Genomic DNA, 19,289 nt, shown 5'->3' on the forward strand with positions numbered 1-19,289 from the left:
CCACCGCGCCGGCCCGCGCTCCTCCTCGTTCCGGCTACTCCACGATCTGGGCACCGTCGCGCTGGGCGGAGCAGCTGCGGCGGAAGGAACAGCGGTCGCAGCCCGCCCCGGTCTGCGGGACGAAGCGTTCGGCGAGGATCCTCCCGGCCGCGTCGGCGAGCAGGTTCTCGACCCACGGTTCGCCCTCGGGCGGTTCCTGCCGCTGCACCTTGGGCGCGTCCGGTACGGCCTTGTCGGGCTTGCGCAGCTGGACCAGCTCGGCGCCGCCGGCCTCCGGGGCCCGGCCGTCGAAGCCGGGCAGCTCGTTGAGCGCACCGGCCCGGACGGCGAGCTGGTAGACGGCGAGCTGCTTGTGGTCGGGCAGCGACTTGTCGGTGGGCGCCTCCTTGCCCGTCTTGAAGTCGACCACGTAGGCGCGCCCGGCCTCGTCCTTCTCGACCCGGTCCATCGAGCCGCGGATCCGCACCCGGACCCCGCCCGCGTCGAGCGTGACGTCGAAGCCGTGCTCGGTCGCGACGACGTCGCGGCCCCGGCCCATCACGTGCCAGGTGAGGAAGCGTTCCAGGGCGGCGCGGGCCTCGGTCTTCTCCTGCTGGGACTTCCACGGCGCGTCGAAGGCCAGCGCGTCCCAGACGGTGTCCAGGCGCTCCATCAGGACGGCCAGGTCGGCGGGGGAGCGTCCGGAGCCGACCTCGTCGGCGAGGGCGTGCACGACGTTGCCGAAGCCCTGCGCGGCGGAGGAGGAGCCGCGTGCCTTGACCTCCTTGTCGAGGAACCACTGGAGCGAGCAGTTCTCCAGCTGCTCCAGGCCGCTGCCGGAGAGCCGGATCGGCAGGTCGGCGTCGCGCAGCGGGTCGGGGGCGGCGGTGGCGTCGTCCAGGCCCCACCACGCGTCGGGCCGGGCGGCGGGGACGAGCGGCCGGTCCTCCTCGTCGGTGGCGAGGGCGAGGGTGGCGAGCCGTTCGGCGGCGGCCCGGCGCAGCTCGGGCGAGCGGGCGGGGTCGACGGTGACCGCGCGCAGTTCGGCGACCAGCGCGGCGACGGAGAGCGGACGGCGCGGGCGGTGGGTGACGTCCTCGACGGTCACCGGAGGGGTACGGCGGACGACCCGGCCGGTCCGGGGGTCGACGTCCTCGCGGTAGAGCTCGCGCAGGAACCGGGAGGGCTGGTCGCCGTCGTCGGCGGGAGCCTTGACGGCGGTGACGACCAGCCGCTCCTTGGCCCGGGTGGCGGCGACGTAGAAGAGCCGGCGCTCCTCGGCGAGCAGGGCGGCCGGGGTGAGCGGCTCGGCGAGGCCGTCACGGCCGATCCGGTCGGCCTCCAGCAGCGAGCCGCGGCGGCGCAGGTCGGGCCAGAGGCCGTCCTGGACGCCGGCGACGACGACCAGCCGCCACTCCAGGCCCTTGGAGCGGTGGGCGGTCATCAGCCGGACCGCCTCGGGGCGGACGGCCCGCACGGTGAGGGTGTCGGCGGCGATGTCCTGCGCCTCCAGCTCGGCGAGCAGGTCGAGGGCGCCGCGGTGGCCGGTGACCTGTTCCTCGGCGCGGGCCGCGGTCTCGAAGAGGGCGCAGAGGGCGTCGAGGTCGCGGTCGGCGTTGCGGCCGGCGCCGCCGCCGCGCAGGGCGGCCCGCTCCAGGCGTTCGCGCCAGCGGCGGGAGCCGTCCCACAGCTCCCAGAGGGCCTCCTCGGCGGTGCAGCCGCCGGCCAGGCGTTCGCGGACCTTGCGCAGCAGGGTGCCGAGGTCGTGGGCGCGGCGGGCGTAGGGGGCGTCGAGGACGACGAGCTGCTCGGGTTCGGCGAGGGCCTCGCGGATCAGCTCGCCGGCCGGGCGCGGCACGGCCGCGGGACGGCTCACGGCGGCGGACGCGGACGGGGACGCGGACGGGCCGGCGAACCCGACGGCCCCCGGCTCGGCGCCCGTCCCGGCCTCGGCGGACCCCGGCTCGGCGCCGGCGGCGGTCCCGGCCCCGGCAGCGGTCTCCGTCCCGGCCCCGGCGACGGCCCCGGCGGCGGCCCCGGCGGCGGTCTCGACGCGCCGCGCCTCGGCACGCAGCGCGGCCCGCTCCTCCTCGCGCAGGACGCGGCCGAGCCGGCGCAGGTCGGCGCCGTCGAGGCCGCCGAGCGGCCCCGTGAGCAGGGTGTGCGCGAGGTCGGTGGTCAGCGGATCGGGTGCCCCGGGGTCGTGCCGGTCCCGGACGGCCTGCTCGGCGCAGACCCGCAGGGCGAGCAGCAGCTGGGCGACGGCCGGCTCCTCGCGCAGCGGCAGGTCGTCGCCGTCGATCTCCAACGGCACGCCGGCCGCGCCGAGTGCCCGCCGGACGCCGGGGATGGAGCGGGCACCGGCCCGCACCAGGACCGCCATCTCGCCCCACGGCACGCCGTCCTCCAGGTGGGCGCGGCGCAGCAGGTCGGCGACGGAGTCCAGCTCGGTACCGGGGGTGGGGTAGGTGTAGACCTCGACCCGGCCGCCCTCGCGGGCGGGCAGCAGGGTGCGGTGCTGGGCGAGCTTGTCGGCGGGCAGCCGGCCCATCGGCATCCGGCGGGTGAGTTCGCGGGCGGCGGAGAGCAGGACGGCACCGGAGCGGCGGGACACCCGGAGCACCTTGACGTCGGCGGGGCGGCCGTCGGCGTGCCGGAAGGTCTGCGGGAACTCCAGGATGCCGTTGATGTCGGCGCCGCGGAACGCGTAGATGGACTGGTCGGGGTCGCCGACGGCGACCAGTTCCCGCCCGCCGCCGGCCAGCCGGCGCAGCAGCCGGACCTGGGCGGGGTCGGTGTCCTGGTACTCGTCGACGAAGACGGCGTCGTAGCGGTCCCGCAGCCGCTCCTCGACCTCGGGGCGTTCGGCGAGCAGCACGGCGCGGTGGACGAGCTCGGCGTAGTCGAGGACACCGCGCAGGTCGAGGACGTCGAGGTACTCGGCGAGGAAGTGGGCGGCGGCGGCCCAGTCGGGGCGCCGGACGCCCTCGGCGAACCGGGCCAGCTCGGCCTCGCCGAGCCCCAGCTCGCGGCTGCGGGCGAGGACGGCGCGGACCTCGTCGGCGAAACCGCGGGTGGTGAGGCAGGCGCGCAGGTCGAGCGGCCAGCCGATCCGCGACCTGCCGAGCCGGGAGTCCTCGGCGCCGCCGGCGAGCAGCTCGCGGACCATGACGTCCTGTTCCGGGCCGGAGAGCAGGCGCACCGGCTCGGCGTAGTCCGCCGGGTCCTGGTGGGCGCGGAGCAGGGCGTAGCAGAAGGAGTGGAAGGTGGTGGCCTGCGGGGCGGCGGCCCCGGCACCGGCCGTGGTGACGCCGAGCCGGCCGGCCATCCGGTCGCGCAGCTCCATCGCCGCCCTGCGGCTGAAGGTGAGCACGAGGATCCGGTCGGGGTCGGTGCCGCGCTCGATGCGCCGGGCGACGGCCTCCACCAGGGTCGTGGTCTTGCCCGTCCCCGGTCCTGCGAGCACCAGCAGCGGGCCACCCGTGTGCTCGGCCACGGCGCGCTGGTAGTCGTCCAGCACGGGCGGGGCGGGCGGCACGAGGGGGCTGCGCACCAGTCGATAGGGGGAGCTCACGGACGTCCTGGGGGTCGTACTTCGGGCAACGGCGGGCGGGCCCGCCGAGGGGCCCGCCGTATCGAGCCTACGATCCTGCCCCGTCATTCCCGTCCGCGCACGGGTTTCGTCCCACATGGCCGGCGGAGAACGGGACCGCCTCCGCGGTACCGGGCCGGACCCGGCGTGCGGTCACTCCCCGGCCGGTTCGCCGTCCCAGCGGGCCCGCCCGAGGTCGACCCGGGGCGGGTCGGCGAGCTCGCGCAGCGGGGTGCCCTCCTCGGCGTAGCGGGCGAGCGCGCGGTGCTCGTGGCCGGGCAGGAAGCGGCCGTCGGCGCGGATCACCCGCCACCAGGGCACGGCGCCGCCGTACAGGGCGAGCACCCGGCCGACCTGGCGCGGGCCGCCCTGACCGAGGTACTCGGCGATGTCCCCGTAGGTCATCACCCTGCCGGGTGGAATCCGCTCGGCCAGGTCGAGCACCAGTTCGGCGAAGGGTGGCAGCTCTCCGCGCTCACCGTCGTCGTGGGCGTCCGTCACCTGCGGCATTCTTCCGCATCCCGCCGGACCCGGGGGCCCGTACGAACGATCCGCCGCGCCCGATCCGGCCCCTGTCCAGCGCGGGACGCCGCGGCATGCCACCATCTTCGGGGCGGTGAGTGGTGATACGAGGACAAGACCAGATGACCGGGACGGCCGACGTGAGTGTGGACGAGGGCTCCGACGAGTCCTCCCCAGCCATGCCCGCAGGTCCCGGCGGCGGGTCCGCCACCGAGCCGTCGCCGGCAGTCTCCCTGATCAAGGACCGGACGATCAAGACCCCCCGGCCGACCGGCCCCGGGACGGAACCGGGAACGGAGACGGGGGCCGGGACGGCCGCCGGCCTCCCGGCCCAGCTGCCCGCGCCGGAGTCCTCGCCCGCGCCCGACGCAGGAGCCGGGCTCGGAGCCGGATCGGAACCCGCCGCGACCGGGACCGACGGTCTCGGCCCGGGCGGACCCGACCCGCTGGACGACCCGCCGCACCTGGACGTCGACGAGCCCCTGCTCGCCGCCCGCGCCCACCGCCCCTCGGACCTGATCCGCTTCCTGGCCGGCGTGCTCGGCCTGGTCGCGGTCTTCGTGCTCGCCGGTGTGGCGACCTCGACCACCACCGGCATCGAACTGGACATCGCCTCCAACGCCCCCCGCTTCTCCCCGGTCCTCGCCACCATCACCGGCCTGGTCTCCAGCGTCGCCGTCCTGGCCGTCCCGCTCGCCTTCGCGGTCGAACGGCTGATCAAACGCGACGGCCTGCGGGTCGCCGACGGCGTCCTCGCCTCGGTGCTCGCCTACGGCGTCTCCCTGGGCATCGACTGGTGGGTCGCCGAGGGTGCCTCCGACCACATCAGGGACGCCCTCACCCGCCTCCCGCTGGACTCCAACGGCACCCTGACCGACCCGGTGCACGGCTACCTCGCCCCGGTGATCGCCTACATGACGGCCGTCGGCATGTCGAGCCGCCCGCGCTGGCGGGTCGCCCTCTGGGTCGTGGTGATCTTCAGCGGCATCACCGAACTGCTCGGCGGCTACACCACCCCGCTCTCCCTGCTGCTCACCGTGCTGATCGGCTGGTCCGTCGCCTACGGCACCCTGTACGCGATCGGCTCGCCGAACATCCGGCCCACCGGCCAGCACCTGATGATCGGTCTGCGCAAGGTCGGCTTCACCCCGGCCAGCGCCCACCGCGCACCGGACGCCCCCGGCGGCACCCGCCGCTACCTCGTGGCCCAGCAGAGCGGCCCGCCGCTGGACGTCCACATCGTCGACCGCGAACAGCAGGCCTCCGGCTTCTTCTACCGGGCCTGGCGACGGCTGCGGCTGCGTTCGGTCGCCGTCCGGCGCAGCCCCCAGTCGCTGCGCCAGGCGCTGGAGCAGGAGGCGCTGATCGCGTACGCGGCCGCCGCCTCGGGTGCCCGGGCCCCGCAGCTGGTCGCCACCTCCGAGCTCGGCCCGGACGCCGCGATCCTGGTCTACGAGAACGTCGAGGGCCGCACCCTGGACGACCTCTCCGACGACGAGATCACCGACCAGGTGATGGCCTCGCTGTGGGAGTCGGTCGCCGCCCTGCACGAGCGCCGGATCGCCCACCGCCGGCTCACCGGCGAGTCGATGCTGGTGACCGACGAGAAGACGGCCTGCCTGGTCAACCTCTCCGGCGGGGACATCGCCGCCACCGACCTGACGCTGCGCATCGACGTCGCCCAGCTGCTCACCACGTTCGCGCTGCGGATCGGCCCGGAGCGGACGGTCGCCACCGCCAACGCGGTGCTCGGCGCCGACCGGGTCGCCCAGGCGCTGCCGCTGCTCCAGCCGGTCGGCATGAGCCGCTCCACCCGCGTCGACCTGAAGCGGCTCAGCAAGGAACGGAAGGCCGCCGCCCAGGCCAGGGCGCTGGAGCAGGTCGCCGCCGGGGAGCGCACCCAGCAGCAGGCCGAGGAGGACATCGCGCTGGCCGGCGAGGACCTGCTCAGCCGGATCCGCGGCCAGATCCTGCAGATCGCCCCCGAGGCGCCGATGGAGCCGGCCAAGCTGGAGCGGCTCAAGCCGAAGACCCTGATCATGGTGATCGCGCTCACCTTCGCCGCGTACCTCGCGCTGACCACCATCAAGCCGGCGCAGCTCAAGCTCTCCCAGATGGACTGGGCCTGGGCGGCGGTGGCCCTCGCCGCGGCGGCCTTCTCGTACATCGCCGCGTCGATGAGCCTGACCGGCTTCGTCCCGGAGAAGCTGCCGTTCCGCCGCACGGTGGCCGCCCAGCTCGCCGGGTCCTTCGTCAAGCTGGTCGCCCCGGCGGCGATCGGCGGCATCGCGCTGAACACCCGCTACCTGCAGAAGGCGGGCATCCGCTCCGGCCAGGCGGTCGCGTCGGTCGGTGCCTCCCAGCTGGCCGGCCTGGCCGGGCACCTGCTGCTGCTCTTCAGCTTCGGTCTGATCACCGGCAGCCAGACCAACGGCGACCTCTCGGCCTCCCGTGCGGTGATCATCGGCGTGCTGACCGCCGCCGTACTGGCCCTGGTGGTCGCGGCGGTCGCGCCGCTGAGGCGGTTCGTGCTGAACCGGCTGCGCTCGCTGTTCTTCGGCGTGGTCCCGCGGATGCTCGACCTGATGCAGACGCCCAGCAAGCTGGTCAGCGGCTTCGGCGGCATCCTGCTGCTGACGCTCTCCTTCACCGCCTGTCTGGACGCCTCGGTACAGGCCTTCGGCGGCTCGATCTCCTTCTCCGCGGTGGCCGTGGTCTTCCTGACCGCCAACGCGGCGGGCTCCGCCATCCCGACCCCCGGCGGCATCGGCCCGGTCGAGTTCGCGCTGATCGGTGCGCTCACGGTGGCCGACGTGCCGCCGACCGTCGCCACCCCGGCGGTCTTCCTCTACCGGGCGCTCACCTTCTGGCTGCCGGTGCTCCCCGGCTGGATCTCCTACAACGTGCTCCAGCGCAAGGGCGCGCTGTAACCCGGCCGACCGGCGCGAACCGGGTGGCCCGCGCAGCCGGCGGGACCCGGGCGACCGGGCGCGGGCCCGGGTACGCGAAAGGGCCCGCCGGAGCGGGCCCTTCCACGGTCTCGGTCAGTACACCGGCTTGTGCGGCTCGATCTGGTTCACCCAGCCCAGCACGCCGCCGCCCAGGTGGACGGCGTTGGCGAAGCCGGCCGACTTCACCACGGCCAGCACCTCGGCCGAGCGGACGCCCGACTTGCAGTGCAGCACGATCTTCCGGTCCTGCGGCAGCTGCTCCAGCGCGTTGCCCATCAGGAACTCGTTCTTCGGGATCAGCACGGCACCGGGGATGCTGACGATCTCGTACTCGCCGGGCTCGCGGACGTCGATCAGGTAGATGTCCTCCTGGTCGTCCTGCCACTGCTTGAGCTGCTTCGAGGTGATCGTCGAACCGGCGGCGGCCTCCTGGGCCTCCTCCGACACGACGCCGCAGAAGGCCTCGTAGTCGATCAGCTCGGTGACGGTCGGGTTCTCCCCGCAGACCGCGCAGCCCGGGTCCTTGCGGACCTTCACCTGGCGGTAGTTCATCTCCAGGGCGTCGTAGATCATCAGACGGCCGACCAGCGGGTCGCCGACCCCGGCCAGCAGCTTGATGGCCTCGGTGACCTGGATCGAGCCGATCGACGCGCAGAGCACGCCCAGCACGCCGCCCTCGGCGCAGGACGGAACCATGCCCGGCGGCGGGGCCTCCGGGTAGAGGCAGCGGTAGCAGGGGCCGTGCTCGGCCCAGAACACGCTCGCCTGGCCGTCGAAGCGGTAGATCGAACCCCACACGTACGGCTTGCCGAGCAGCACCGCGGCGTCGTTCACCAGGTAGCGGGTGGCGAAGTTGTCGGTGCCGTCGACGATCAGGTCGTAGCCGGAGAAGATCTCCAGCACGTTGGAGTTGTCGAGGCGCTCCTCGTGGAGGATCACGTCGATGTAGGGGTTGATCTCCTTGACCGAGTCCCGTGCCGACTCGCCCTTGGAACGGCCGATGTCCGACTGGCCGTGGATGATCTGACGCTGCAGGTTGGACTCGTCGACCACGTCGAACTCGACGATTCCGAGCGTGCCGACACCGGCGGCGGCCAGATACATCAGCGCGGGCGAGCCCAGACCGCCGGCGCCGACGCACAGCACCTTGGCGTTCTTCAGGCGCTTCTGCCCGGCCATGCCCACGTCGGGGATGATCAGGTGGCGGGAGTACCTGCGGACTTCGTCAACGGTGAGCTCGTCGGCCGGCTCGACCAGGGGTGGCAGCGACACGGGGACTCCGATGGTCGTCATCTCAGGTGGCCGGGGCCAACCTCTTGTGGCTTGTTGCTCCGCCACCGAGGTGGCTCTGCTACGCCAACAGTGTCATGCCGCCCCTGTATTCCGAGACAGCTCGTCCGATGGGCGAGACGGCCCGCGTCGGATGGTGGGACCGCCGACCGCGCGGCCCCCGCGGCCGAAAACCGGCCCGCCCGGGCCGCGAGGTGCCGACGGCGCGCCGCCGTCGGCCTCCCCCAGCCCTCCCGGCCCGCCCGGACGGGACCGGCGGCGGACCCGGACGGATCAGACCCGGCAGGCCGTCTCCAGCCAGACGTCCCCCAACGACTCCTCCAGCGGCACCTGCGTCCGCCAGCCGAGACGGTCCCGCGCCGTCCGGACGTCCGCCTGCCGCCACGGCACCGGCTCCCCCGACGGCACCCTCCCCTCGGCCGACCGGGACTCCGCCGGGCGGTGGCCCGGCAGGTGGTGACCGGAGCCGTGCCCGGGCAGGTGGTCCACCGCCCCACCGGCCTGCGCGGGCAGCAGGACCTGCCGGTTCTCCTCCACGATCGCCCCCTCGAAGCCGGACGCCCGGACCAGCAGCTGGGCCGCCTCCCGGGCCCGGACGGCGTGCCCGCTGCCGATGTTGATCACCCCCGTGGCGGCCGACACCGCCGCCGCCTGGATCGCCCGCGCGACGTCCCGGACGTCCACGAAATCCCGGTATCCGGACAGGTCGGGCATCCGCACCTGGTTCTCCTCCCGCTCCAGCGCGCGCCGCAGCCCCTCGGCGAGCCGCCCGAACAGCGAGGCGGTCGGCGACCCCGGCCCGACCACGTCGAACACCCGCAGCACCGCCGCGTCCAGCCCGGAGGCCAGCACCAGCTCCGTCCCGGCCAGCTTCGACACCCCGTACGGGCCGACCGGGCGCGGCTCGGCGCCCTCCGAGACCGGCACCCCTCCCGGCACCGGCCCGTACTCGGCCGCCGAGCCGACGTGCACCAGCCGGGCGGGCTCCCGGCTGCGCCGGATCGCCTCGCAGACGGTGGCCACGGCCAGCGTGTTGGCCCGGATCAGCGTGCGCGAACTGCCGTAGGTGGCACCCGCGCAGTTGATCACCACCTGCGGCACGACCGCGTCCAGGAACCGGGCCAGCGCACCCGGGCTGCCGGTGGTCAGGTCGAAGCGGATGTCGGCGGAGTCACGCCGGCCGAGCACCGTCACCTGCAACTCCGGATCCACGAGCAGACGATCGGTGACCCGACGGCCGATGAAGCCGTCGGCGCCCAGCAGCAGCACCCTCATCGGGGGCTTCCTTCCACGAAGCCAGACCGGGTACGGCCTGGCGGGTCCTAGTGAACAACGGGATGTCGAACGGAACGGCGGAACAGGAGGAGCGGGAGGAACGGGAGGGACGGGCGCGCCGGGCGGGTGGCGGAACCGGCCGCACACCGGCCGGGCGGTCCGGCCCGGCGGTCAGCGGTGCGCATCGGGACGGCCCAGCACCGGCCACGCGTACACCAGCAGGGCCAGCGCGACGGCGCCGCCAGCCGGACCGGCCACCGGTGGGAGCGGAGCCGCCGTCACCACCGCCCCGGCCAGTGCGCCGAGCGCCGCGACCCCGGTCCGGCCGCAGCGCGCCAGCAGGGCGGGCAGCACCAGCAGCAGACCCAGCACCCCCTGGCCCGCCCACTGCCCCGGGTCGGCCCGCTCGGCCACCAGGTGCAGCAGGCCGCCGTGCCCCGGCCCCGGACGCGGCGCCACCGCGGTCAGCACCGCGAGCGCCGCGAAGGTCAGCACGGACAGCACCGCCAGGTGCAGGGCCAGCGCCGCCGGGAGCACCGGCCGCATCCGGGCCCGGAACTCGGCCAGCGTCACCGCCGTCCCCAGGTGGCCCCGCCCGACGCGGCGGAACCAGCGCGCGGACCACTCGGCCGACCCGGCCGACAGCGCGGCCGCGAGCACCAGCGCCGTCGTCACCCGTCGGTCCCCCGGGCCACCGGCCGTCAGCGCCGGCGGCGCCAGCAACAGCCCGGCCACCCCTGCGCCGTGCACCGCCTGCCACCACCGCAGCCGGGCGTGGACCACCCGCGCGGCACCCGGGACGACCGGACCGGCCTTCTCCCCGGGCCCGTCGACCGGCCGCTCCCCGCCACCGACGCCACCGGAGTCGTCGCGGTCCCCGAGGTGGCCCGGGTCGGCGGGGTCCTCGGCACCGGCCGGACCGGACCGGCCCGCGAACGGGATCGCCACGGACCACCCGGGGGCCCTGACCGGCCCGTCCGCACCGGGCGCGCCGGAAGCGGCCGGGACGAGCGCCAGCGGGACGGCCGCAGCCAGCAGGACGGGCCGGCCGCCACCGAGCCCGGCGGCGGCCGCGCACGGAAGCGCCGCCAGCACCGCCGTCCGGAGCGCCACGACCCACCGCCGCTGCCGGCTCTCCCCGGGTACGGCCCCGACCGGCGGGGGCGCGCGGCGCGGCACCCGGGCGTACAGCTCCTCGGCGAGCGCGAACAGGTCCGCGTGCCGGCACCGGGCGGCGTCCGCCGGGCCGAGTCCGGCCTCCTCCAGCCCGGCGGCGATCTCCAGCGGATCGACGGCGCGCTCGCAGAGCTCCCGGTGCTCCGCCATCACCTCCCGGACCGGATCCCCGGAGGCGCCGGGGATCCGGACGCCCACCGGGTGCGCGGCGGGACCGGCCGCACCCCCCGGGCGGGCTCCCCCGTCCACCCCCACGGACGCTCCTGCACCGGCCGTCATCAGACCGCCTCCGCGAGCGCACCGGGCCGGCCGGACGCCTCACCGGCGCCCTCGGCCGCCGGGGTCCCCTCGGTCCCGGGCCCGGCCGCCCGGCTTCCCGCACCCACGGACCCGACATCCGCCGCCCCGAGATCCGTCGCCCCGACATCCTTCGCCCCGAGATCGGCGGACCCTCCGCCCGCCGACCCGGTGTCCGCACGGTCGCCCGCCGCTCCCACCACCACCGCGCCACCACCCGCCCCGGCACCGCCACCCCGGCCGGTGAGCCAGTACTCGGCGGGCCGGGCGAACGGCCGGGGCCGGGGACCGCCCGGAGCACCGGGCGCCCCGTCGGCGGCCGGGTAGGCCGGCCACTGGGAGACCAGCTCCAGGTAGATCTCCCGGAAGGCCCCGACCACCGGCTCGACGGCGAAGCGTTCCTGCGCCCGTAACCGGCCGGCCAGGCCGAGTCGGGCCCGGCGCTCCCCGTCCCGCAGCAGGGCCAGGCAGGCACCGGCCAGCGCGCGCGGGTCGCGCGGCGGGACCAGCAGCCCGGTCGGCCCCACCACCTCGCGGGCCACGCCGACATCGGTCGAGACCACGGCCCGCCCGCTCAGCATCGCGTCGGCCAGCAGCCGGGGGCCACGCTGGGAGAGCGCCGAGAAGAGGACCACGGAGCCGTCCGCCCAGGCCCGGGCGGCGGACCGGGGCCGGCCGGCGAACTCGACCGCCTCGGCCACCCCGAGCCGTGCGGCGACGGCCTCGCAGTGCGCCCGGTAGCCGGGGACGGTCTCCTCACCGTGCACGACCAGCCGCGCCTGCGGAAGGTCGGCCCGGACCAGGGCGAAGGCGTGCAGGGCCAGTTCGGGGTCCCGACCGGGTTCCAGGGCCCCGGCCCAGACCAGGGTGGGCAGCTCCGGCTCCGGGCCCGCGGCGGGCCGGTCCACGGCCGGGGTGCCCTCGTACACCACCCGGGTCCGCTCCGGGTCGGCCCCGCAGCGCAGCTGCCAGCGCCGGTCGTGGGCACTGCCGGGGGTGAGCACCGCGGCCTGCCGGTAGGTCTCCTCGGCGAGCGCCCGGAAGAAGGCGAGCAGGAGCGCCCGGACCGGCCGGAGGTACGGCGCCTCCCGGTACCCGAGGTACTGCTCGCGCAGGTGCGGGCCGTGCTCGGTGACCACGAACGGCACCCCGTGCAGCTGCTTGGCCACCAGCGCCGGCAGGGCGGCCGGGCCGCCGCCGACCACGTGGCAGAGGTCGGCGGCGCCGATCCCGCCCGGCCCGGTGCCGTACCAGGGGGCGGCGAGCGGTCGCAGGCACTGTTCGAGCAGGTCGGCGGCGACCAGGACGTCGCGGACCAGCGGCTGCCCGGCGGAGGTGTCGGCGCCGGGCGAACGCCAGACCCGCTCCAGGACGCCCCGGGCCCGGGCGGAGACCAGGAAGGCCGGCAACCCGCCGTCCTCGCGGGCGAGCCCCGCCAGCCGGTACAGGCCGGCACCGAAGGAGGACCGCTCGTCCGGCCTCAGCAGGGCCCGGACGAGCTGCTCGTAGGCGCGGGCGTACTGGCGTCCGCGGAGCGCGCCGGGCGCGCGGCCGGTCCGGCGGCGCCCCCGGAGGGCCTGCTCGTGCACGCCGCTCCACCGGCCGTGCGGGTCCTCACCGGCGCCCGGACCGGCGGTCCCGGCCGACACGTACCACTCGAAGTCGTGCTCGCGCAGACCCTCCACCAGCCGGTCGCACCACCCGCCGGCGCCACTTCCGGCGCGCGGACGCACACCCTCGGTGAGCAGAGCAACGCGCACGGGAGACCTCCGGGGCAGAGCGGATCGACGGATTGCTGAGCGGCTTGGCCGGCGCCCGGCCGGCCCGCGTCCGACGCGGGCGGCCCGGGGCGGAGGAGCCGGCCCGCCGGAGACACCGCGGCCCGGTACCGGCGGCCGTCCCCCGGCCCCCGGTCACCCTCGCGCGGCCGCCCTCCGGGTTCTCCGGCGGCCGCGACTCCCCCACACCTGTTCGGTCCGACAGCAGAAAGGTAGGACCGGCTTACGGCAATCCATCGGTCACATGCCTGGTTGCCACCTGAACGAGTGAACCGGAGTGACCACTTCCCGATCGGGGCGTTAACGGCTGCCGATCAAGGGGTATCGGTCGTGTTCCGTTCGATCCGTTCGATCCGTTCGGCCCGCGCTGCCCCTTCGGCCGGTTCGATCCGTTCGGCCCTCGACCCGTTCGACCCGCCCCGTCAGGCGGCCCGCTCCAGCAGCTCCCGCACGGCCCGGGCGACGACGCCGGGGTGCTCCATCATCGCGACGTGCCCGGAGTCCGGCAGCACCAGCAGCCGCTGGTCCGCGAAGACCGCGCAGGCCCGGCGAGCCGAGCGGTACGAGACCAGCTTGTCGCGCAGCCCGTACACCAGCAGCACCGGCACCTTCACCTGCGCGGCCTGCCGCCACAGTGCCTGGTCGCCCCGCTCGGTGTAGGCGGAGGCGATGCCCCGTACCGAGCCGACCAGCGCCTGCGTCGCGTACGGCAGCTCCAGCCGCCGCCGGTACTGGGCCACCGCCTCGGCCCGGACCTCCGGGGACAGGGCGTCGGGGTCGCCGTAGACCAGCCCGAGCACGCCCTCGGTGACCGCCTCGGGTCCCCGCCCGTCGGACGGCCGCCGGCGCAGCAGCGCGGGGAGGCCGGGCACGGCGAGCAGGGCGGTCGGCCAGGCGGTGCGCTGCGGGGGCAGTTCGGGCAGGGCCGGCGAGATCAGGGTGAGGCTGCGGACGAGGTCCGGGCGCAGGGCCGCGAGCCGGACGGAGACCGCGCCGCCGAGCGAGTTGCCGAAGAGGTGGACCGGGCCGCGGCCGGACGCCTCCAGGTAGCCGATGACCGCGCGGACGTGGCCGGACAGGGAGAGGTCGCCGTCGCGGGGCGGGGCGGATTCACCGAAGCCGGGGAGGTCCACGGCCTCGCCGTCGACGAGGTCGGAGAGCCGGCCCATGAGCCCCGTCCAGTTGGCGGCGGAGCCGCCGAGGCCGTGCACGAAGAGCGCCGGCGCCCGCCCGCCGGGGGCCGTCGGGGCGGCGTCGTGGCGGTGCACCGCGACGACCGCGCCGGGGACCTCGACCGTACGGAACGGCGGCGGGGCGGCCGTCTCCGGGCGTATCTGCTGCTCAGGGCTGCTCATGGTGGACGATGGTAGTGAGCCGGCGCCGTCGCGGCCTGCCCACGGACCGTTCCCGGTCCGCTCCCGGTCCGGTCGTTCCTGCCCCTGTCACACCACTGCCGGTGGCCGTGGTCAGCGCCGTATTGTGGGCTCCTGACAAGGGGGCTGGCCGCTTTTCTCACGCCTGCCAAGCGCGAGGGCGGTTACCCGAAAGTAGAATCGGTCATCTTGCCAACCCCGTACGACCCGTGAAATGAGGAGCGCCGTGACGGCCATCCAGGAGGCGCAGGAGCGCCCGCGCGGTGCCCGCCTGCCGCGAAGCGCCCGCCGTGAACAACTGCTCGGTGCCGCCCAGGAGGTGTTCGTCGCGCAGGGTTACCACGCGGCCGCCATGGACGACATCGCCGACCGCGCCGGGGTGAGCAAGCCGGTGCTGTACCAGCACTTCCCCGGGAAGCTGGACCTCTACCTGGCGCTGCTGGACAAGCACTGCGACGCCCTGGTCGACTCGACCCGCGAGGCGCTGGAGACGACCACCGACAACAAGCTGCGGGTCGCCGCGACGATGGAGGCGTACTTCAACTACGTCTCCAGCGAGTCCGGTGCCTTCCGGCTGGTCTTCGAGTCGGACCTGACCAACGAGCCGGCCGTGCGCGAGCGGGTCGAGCGGGCGGCGGAGGCCAGTGCGACGCTGGTCAGCAAGGTGATCCAGGAGGACACCGACCTGCCGGAGTCGGAGTCCAAGCTGCTCGCGGCCGGGGTCTGCGGCCTGGCCCAGATCACCGCGCGGTACTGGCTCTCCCAGGGCCTGGAGATCCCGCGCGACGAGGCGGTCCGGCTGGTCGCCAGCCTGGCCTGGCGCGGGCTGAAGGGCTTCCCGATGCACCCCAACCTCGATTCCCCGGAGGCCGCTGCCCCCGAGCAGTGATCACCGGACCTTCGCCTCGGTACCGATCCGGTGCTCTATGGTGAAGCCGTACGGCGCGGTCGCCGCGAACGCTTGTCCCAGGCGGTCCGGTGCCCGCGCGTGGATGGCTGCAACCCCGGAGGGACGGAAGCCGTGGAGGTCAAGATCGGCGTGCAGAACGCGCCGCGCGAGATCGTCATCGAGAGCTCGCAGACGGCCGATGAGGTCGAGAGCGCGATCGCCAAGGCGCTGGAGGGCACCTCGAAGCTCTTCACGCTGACCGACGAGCACGGCCGCCGCGTCATCGTCCCGGCCGAGCGCCTGGCGTACGTGGAGATCGGCGAGCAGGCCGCCCGCAAGGTCGGTTTCGGCACGCTCTGAGCTGTCCTTCGGTGCCCCGCCCCCTCGTCCGAGGGGGCGGGGCACCGTCGCGTTCACGGCCGGGGCGGGGGGACGTAGCGGGCGCGGCCGGCTCGCCCCGGCGTGTACGACCGGGGGGAGCGGGGTACGGCGAGAAGTGCGGCCGGCCACGTGCCGCGCACCGAGCCCCGGGGAGGCACCCTTGCTGGTCGAGACGTTCGCCTTCGCCCTCGTCGGCCTGGTGGTCGGCGCCACCGCCCTGCTGTCGCTGCCCGCGTACTTCCCCTCCGGGTGGGGGCTGACGATGGGGACGGCGCTGGTCTCCGCGCTGCTGGCCGGGGTGATCGCGCACTTCACGCTCGACGGCGAGTACCCGGCGGCCTGCATCGCGGTCTCGGCGGTCACCTCGGCGCTGATCACCTCGGTGCTGGCCCGTCCCGACCTCGCCGCCGGCCGCCAGCCGGCCCGCCGGCACCGCCCGCACCGGGCGGGTTCGCACCGGCGGCACCGACCCGCCTGACCTGGGCCGAAGGCCCCCCGGGCGTTACGAGGCGAGGCCGAGCGCGGCCATCCGCCGGGTGTGCGCCTCGGTGATCCGGTTGAACATCTTGCCGACCTCGACGAGGTCGAAGCCCTGCACCCGGACGCCGCCGACCAGCAGGTTGGAGAGCGCGTCCCGCTCGGCGACCACCCGCTGGGCCTGGCTGAGCGCCTCGCCCATCAGCCGCCGGCCCCAGAGCGCCAGCCGGCCGCCGGCCCGCGGGTCGGCCTCGATGGCCTGCCGGACCTTGTCGACCGCGAACTGGGCGTGGCCGGTGTCCGACATGACGCCGAGGACCAGGTCGCGGGTGTCGTCGTCCAGCCGGGCGGCCACCTCGCGGTAGAAGTCGGTGGCGATCGCGTCGCCGACGTAGGCCTTGACGAGGCCCTCCAGCCAGTCCGAGGGCGCGGTCATCCGGTGGAACAGCTCCAGCGGCTCGACGAACGGCCGCATCGCCTCCTGCGGGTCGGCGCCGACCTCGGCGAGCCGGTCGTGCAGTCGCTGGTAGTGCTGGAACTCGGCGGAGGCCATCCGGGCCAGCGCCGCCTTGTCGGCCAGGTCGGGCGCCAGCTTGGCGTCCTCGGCGAGCCGCTCGAAGGCGCTCAGCTCGCCGTACGCGAGGGCGCCGAGCAGGTCCAGCACGGCCGCCCGGTAGCCGGGGTCGGCCGAGCAGGTCGCCCAGTCCCCGATCGAGCCGTCCGCCACGTCCTGCGTCCCACCACGGTTCTCCATGACCCGTCACCTTAGTCCCGGTCCGTCCCGGGTCGCTCCCCGCACACGCGCGCCCCGCGCACGCCGCCCGGCCGCGCGGGGGCACCGGCCCGTCCGGCCCCGCCCGCCCCGACCTGCGATGTCGCCCGCGTCACGTGTTCGAGTCGTCGGGTGACTGTATGGTGGTACGGAGGCCCGTCGTGCTCGCACGGTGTCACCGCCGTCTCGGTGTGCCGGGCAAGCCCGCTCCGAAGCAGGCGCAGTCCGTCAGGACGTGTCCGTACCGGAAGCCGGGACCTCAACGTACGCGGATGCCCGGTCGGAGAGCCGATCGGCTCCGACCAGGGCTTGGACTTCAAGCCTTGGCACCGCACCAGTGGCCGAGCGAGGGCCGCCGAGACCGCGCCATCCCGGCGCAGGTCCCGCGCAGGTCCCTCACGGGAATCCTCCCCGACGCCGCCGGCGACGCGCCCCTGTCGGGCCGCGCGCACCGGCCGGCCGCAGGGACCGGCGCGATTGTGCGTCCGCGCAGCTGTTTTCGGGGCCGTCCAGGCCCGTACGCAGCCGCGCGGCTGCCCGCCCGCCGCTCGCTCTCGGCCCCTCCACACGGAAGAGGCAGCACCCTGTCCACCACCGCTGAACCCACGAAGACCACGTTCCGGGACCTGGGGATCCTCCCGGAGACCGCCGAGGCGCTCGAATCCGTCGGCATCGTCCACCCGTTCCCCATCCAGGAGATGACCCTGCCGGTCGCGCTGACCGGCCACGACGTCATCGGCCAGGCCAAGACCGGCACCGGCAAGACGCTCGGTTTCGGCCTCCCGCTGATCGAGCGCGTCGTCGTGCGGGCCGACATCGACGCCGGCCGCGCCGGCGAGGACCAGCTCTGCGACTCCCCGCAGGCGCTGATCGTCGTCCCGACCCGCGAGCTCTGCACCCAGGTCACCAACGACCTGCAGACCGCCGGCAAGGTCCGCAACGTCCGCGTGCTCGCCGTCTACGGCGGCCGGGCCTACGAGCCGCAGGTCGAGGCGCTGAAGAAGGGGATCGACATCGTCGTCGGCACCCCGGGGCGCCTGCTCGACCTGGCCGGCCAGAAGAAGCTGGACCTGTCGAAGGTCCGCTCGCTGGTCCTGGACGAGGCCGACGAGATGCTCGACCTCGGCTTCCTGCCGGACGTCGAGAAGATCATCACCATGCTGCCGGCGAAGCGGCAGACCCTGCTGTTCTCCGCGACCATGCCGGGCCAGGTGATCAGCCTCGCCCGCCGGTACATGAGCCAGCCGACCCACATCCGCGCCGCCGCTCCGGACGACACCGGCAGCACCGTCGCCAACACCGAGCAGCACATCTTCCGCGCCCACTCGCTGGACAAGGTCGAGATGGTCTCGCGCATCCTCCAGGCCGACGGCCGCGGGCTGGCGATGATCTTCTGCCGCACCAAGCGGACCGCCGCCGACGTGGCCGACCAGCTGACCCAGCGCGGCTTCGCCTCCGGCGCCGTCCACGGCGACCTCGGCCAGGGCGCGCGCGAGCAGGCCCTGCGGGCGTTCCGCAACGGCAAGGTCGACGTGCTGGTCTGCACCGACGTCGCGGCCCGCGGCATCGACGTCGAGGGCGTCACGCACGTCATCAACTACCAGTGCCCCGAGGACGAGAAGACCTACCTGCACCGGATCGGCCGCACCGGCCGGGCCGGCGCCTCGGGCACCGCGGTCACGCTGGTCGACTGGGACGACATCCCGCGCTGGCAGCTGATCAACAAGGCGCTCGAACTCTCGTTCAACGAGCCGGAGGAGACCTACTCCACCTCGCCGCACCTGTTCGAGCTGCTGAAGATCGCGAAGGGCACCACCGGTGTGCTGCCGCGTTCGGAGCGGACCCGGGCCGGGCTCGGCGCGGAGGAGGTCGAGGACCTCGGCGAGACCGGCGGGCGCGGTTCGCGTTCGGCCGGTGGCGCCCGGGGCCGCGGCGGACGGGCGGCCAGCCCCGGCCGGGCCGACGCCGTCGAGACCCCGGTCGCCGAGGAGAAGCAGGCCCGCAAGACCCGCGAGCGCCGCCGCACCCGTCGCGGCTCCTCGGTCGACGAGGCCGTCGAGGGCACCGTCACCGAGGCCGTCGCGACGGGCGGCCCGGAGGCTCCGGCCGTCGAGGGCGCCGAGGGCGAGTCCGCGGCTCCGCGCCGCCGCCGTCGCCGCTCGCGCGGTGCGGGGTCCGGCGAGGACGCCGCCGCCGTGGCGGAGGCTCCGGCCGCCGTCGCCGAAGCCGCGGTCGCGGCCCCGGTCGCGGCCCCGGTCGCGGCCCCGGCTCCGGTCGCGGTCGCGGTCGCCGAGGCGGTCGCCGAGGAGAAGCCGAAGCGCACCCGCACCCGGGCCAAGAAGGTCGCGGCGCCCGCCGAGGCCGCTCCGGTGGTGGAGGCCGCCGAGGCCGCCGCCGACGTTCCGGCCCCGCGCCGGCGTTCGCGCACCCGCCGCCCGGCGGCCGCCCCCGAGGTGGCTCCGGAGAGCTGATCCACCCTGTCGAATGGTGCGGGCCGTAATTTAGGGCCCCCCCCCGGGGGGGGCCCCAACCCATAC

General features: G+C 75.3%; 13 protein-coding genes. 5 read left to right on the top strand and 8 right to left on the bottom strand.

The features are described from left to right. Nucleotides 1–34: 34 nt before the first annotated feature. The gene (locus ABZY91_RS03445; protein ID WP_355399449.1) at nt 35–3,553 is read right to left on the bottom strand and encodes an ATP-dependent DNA helicase; all 3,519 of its coding nucleotides are present in this window, start codon (nt 3,551–3,553) and stop codon (nt 35–37) included. Nucleotides 3,554–3,724: 171 nt separating this feature from the next. After that, entirely contained in the window at nt 3,725–4,072 is a 348-nt protein-coding gene (locus tag ABZY91_RS03450) for an MGMT family protein (protein WP_329883160.1), read from the bottom strand. A 143-nt stretch (nt 4,073–4,215) separates the two neighbouring features. Between ABZY91_RS03450 and ABZY91_RS03455 the strand changes: the two genes are divergently transcribed. After that, complete coding sequence (locus ABZY91_RS03455; protein WP_355399452.1) at nt 4,216–7,023, top strand: flippase-like domain-containing protein; 2,808 nt, start codon at nt 4,216–4,218, stop codon at nt 7,021–7,023. Nucleotides 7,024–7,137: 114 nt separating this feature from the next. On the opposite strand, the gene moeZ is transcribed toward ABZY91_RS03455, so the two are convergent. The 5 genes from moeZ to ABZY91_RS03480 all read right to left on the bottom strand — a co-directional run bounded on the left by moeZ (nt 7,138) and on the right by ABZY91_RS03480 (nt 14,215). After that, nucleotides 7,138–8,316, bottom strand: coding sequence for an adenylyltransferase/sulfurtransferase MoeZ (gene moeZ, locus ABZY91_RS03460; protein ID WP_329883162.1), 1,179 nt, complete (start codon nt 8,314–8,316; stop codon nt 7,138–7,140). Between the two features lie 291 nt (nt 8,317–8,607). Next, on the bottom strand, nt 8,608–9,609 hold the full coding sequence (locus tag ABZY91_RS03465) for an NAD-dependent epimerase/dehydratase family protein (RefSeq protein ID WP_329949232.1): 1,002 nt from the start codon (nt 9,607–9,609) through the stop codon (nt 8,608–8,610). 171 nt (nt 9,610–9,780) lie between these two features. Next, nucleotides 9,781–11,064 carry a hypothetical protein gene (locus ABZY91_RS03470; RefSeq protein ID WP_355399454.1) on the bottom strand — a complete coding sequence of 428 codons (1,284 nt, stop codon included), beginning with the start codon at nt 11,062–11,064 and terminating at the stop codon, nt 9,781–9,783. Then, nucleotides 11,064–12,842: a DUF3492 domain-containing protein gene (locus ABZY91_RS03475; RefSeq protein ID WP_355399456.1), complete on the bottom strand. Its 1,779-nt coding sequence runs from the start codon at nt 12,840–12,842 to the stop codon at nt 11,064–11,066. Before ABZY91_RS03475 ends, ABZY91_RS03470 begins: the two co-directional genes overlap by 1 nt. A gap of 440 nt (nt 12,843–13,282) precedes the next feature. After that, entirely contained in the window at nt 13,283–14,215 is a 933-nt protein-coding gene (locus tag ABZY91_RS03480; protein WP_355399458.1) for an alpha/beta fold hydrolase, read from the bottom strand. Between the two features lie 244 nt (nt 14,216–14,459). Between ABZY91_RS03480 and ABZY91_RS03485 the strand changes: the two genes are divergently transcribed. From ABZY91_RS03485 to ABZY91_RS03495, 3 genes are all read left to right on the top strand, one after another. Continuing rightward, nucleotides 14,460–15,122 carry a TetR/AcrR family transcriptional regulator gene (locus ABZY91_RS03485; protein WP_329949228.1) on the top strand — a complete coding sequence of 221 codons (663 nt, stop codon included), beginning with the start codon at nt 14,460–14,462 and terminating at the stop codon, nt 15,120–15,122. 132 nt (nt 15,123–15,254) lie between these two features. After that, nucleotides 15,255–15,482, top strand: coding sequence for a DUF3107 domain-containing protein (locus tag ABZY91_RS03490; RefSeq protein ID WP_327680432.1), 228 nt, complete (start codon nt 15,255–15,257; stop codon nt 15,480–15,482). 181 nt (nt 15,483–15,663) lie between these two features. Beyond that, nucleotides 15,664–15,981, top strand: a complete 318-nt coding sequence (locus tag ABZY91_RS03495) for a hypothetical protein (protein ID WP_329883168.1) — start codon at nt 15,664–15,666, stop codon at nt 15,979–15,981. A gap of 24 nt (nt 15,982–16,005) precedes the next feature. Here ABZY91_RS03495 and ABZY91_RS03500 read toward each other — a convergent pair whose 3' ends face one another. After that, the gene (locus ABZY91_RS03500) at nt 16,006–16,734 is read right to left on the bottom strand and encodes a ferritin-like fold-containing protein (RefSeq protein WP_329883169.1); all 729 of its coding nucleotides are present in this window, start codon (nt 16,732–16,734) and stop codon (nt 16,006–16,008) included. Nucleotides 16,735–17,450: 716 nt separating this feature from the next. Here ABZY91_RS03500 and ABZY91_RS03505 point away from each other — a divergent pair. Further along, the gene (locus ABZY91_RS03505) at nt 17,451–19,223 is read left to right on the top strand and encodes a DEAD/DEAH box helicase (protein WP_355399462.1); all 1,773 of its coding nucleotides are present in this window, start codon (nt 17,451–17,453) and stop codon (nt 19,221–19,223) included. Nucleotides 19,224–19,289 lie beyond the last annotated feature (66 nt).

The organism is Kitasatospora sp. NPDC002965, from assembly GCF_040611255.1.
In the GTDB taxonomy this organism is placed as follows: Bacteria; Actinomycetota; Actinomycetes; order Streptomycetales; family Streptomycetaceae; genus Kitasatospora.

Coding starts and splice junctions, on each gene's coding strand:
- ABZY91_RS03455 (WP_355399452.1), top strand. CDS start 4,216: ATGACCGGGACGGCCGACGTGAGTGTGGACGAGGGCTCCGACGAGTCC.
- ABZY91_RS03465 (WP_329949232.1), bottom strand. CDS start 9,609: ATGAGGGTGCTGCTGCTGGGCGCCGACGGCTTCATCGGCCGTCGGGTC.
- ABZY91_RS03470 (WP_355399454.1), bottom strand. CDS start 11,064: ATGACGGCCGGTGCAGGAGCGTCCGTGGGGGTGGACGGGGGAGCCCGC.
- ABZY91_RS03480 (WP_355399458.1), bottom strand. CDS start 14,215: ATGAGCAGCCCTGAGCAGCAGATACGCCCGGAGACGGCCGCCCCGCCG.
- ABZY91_RS03500 (WP_329883169.1), bottom strand. CDS start 16,734: ATGGAGAACCGTGGTGGGACGCAGGACGTGGCGGACGGCTCGATCGGG.
- ABZY91_RS03505 (WP_355399462.1), top strand. CDS start 17,451: ATGACCCTGCCGGTCGCGCTGACCGGCCACGACGTCATCGGCCAGGCC.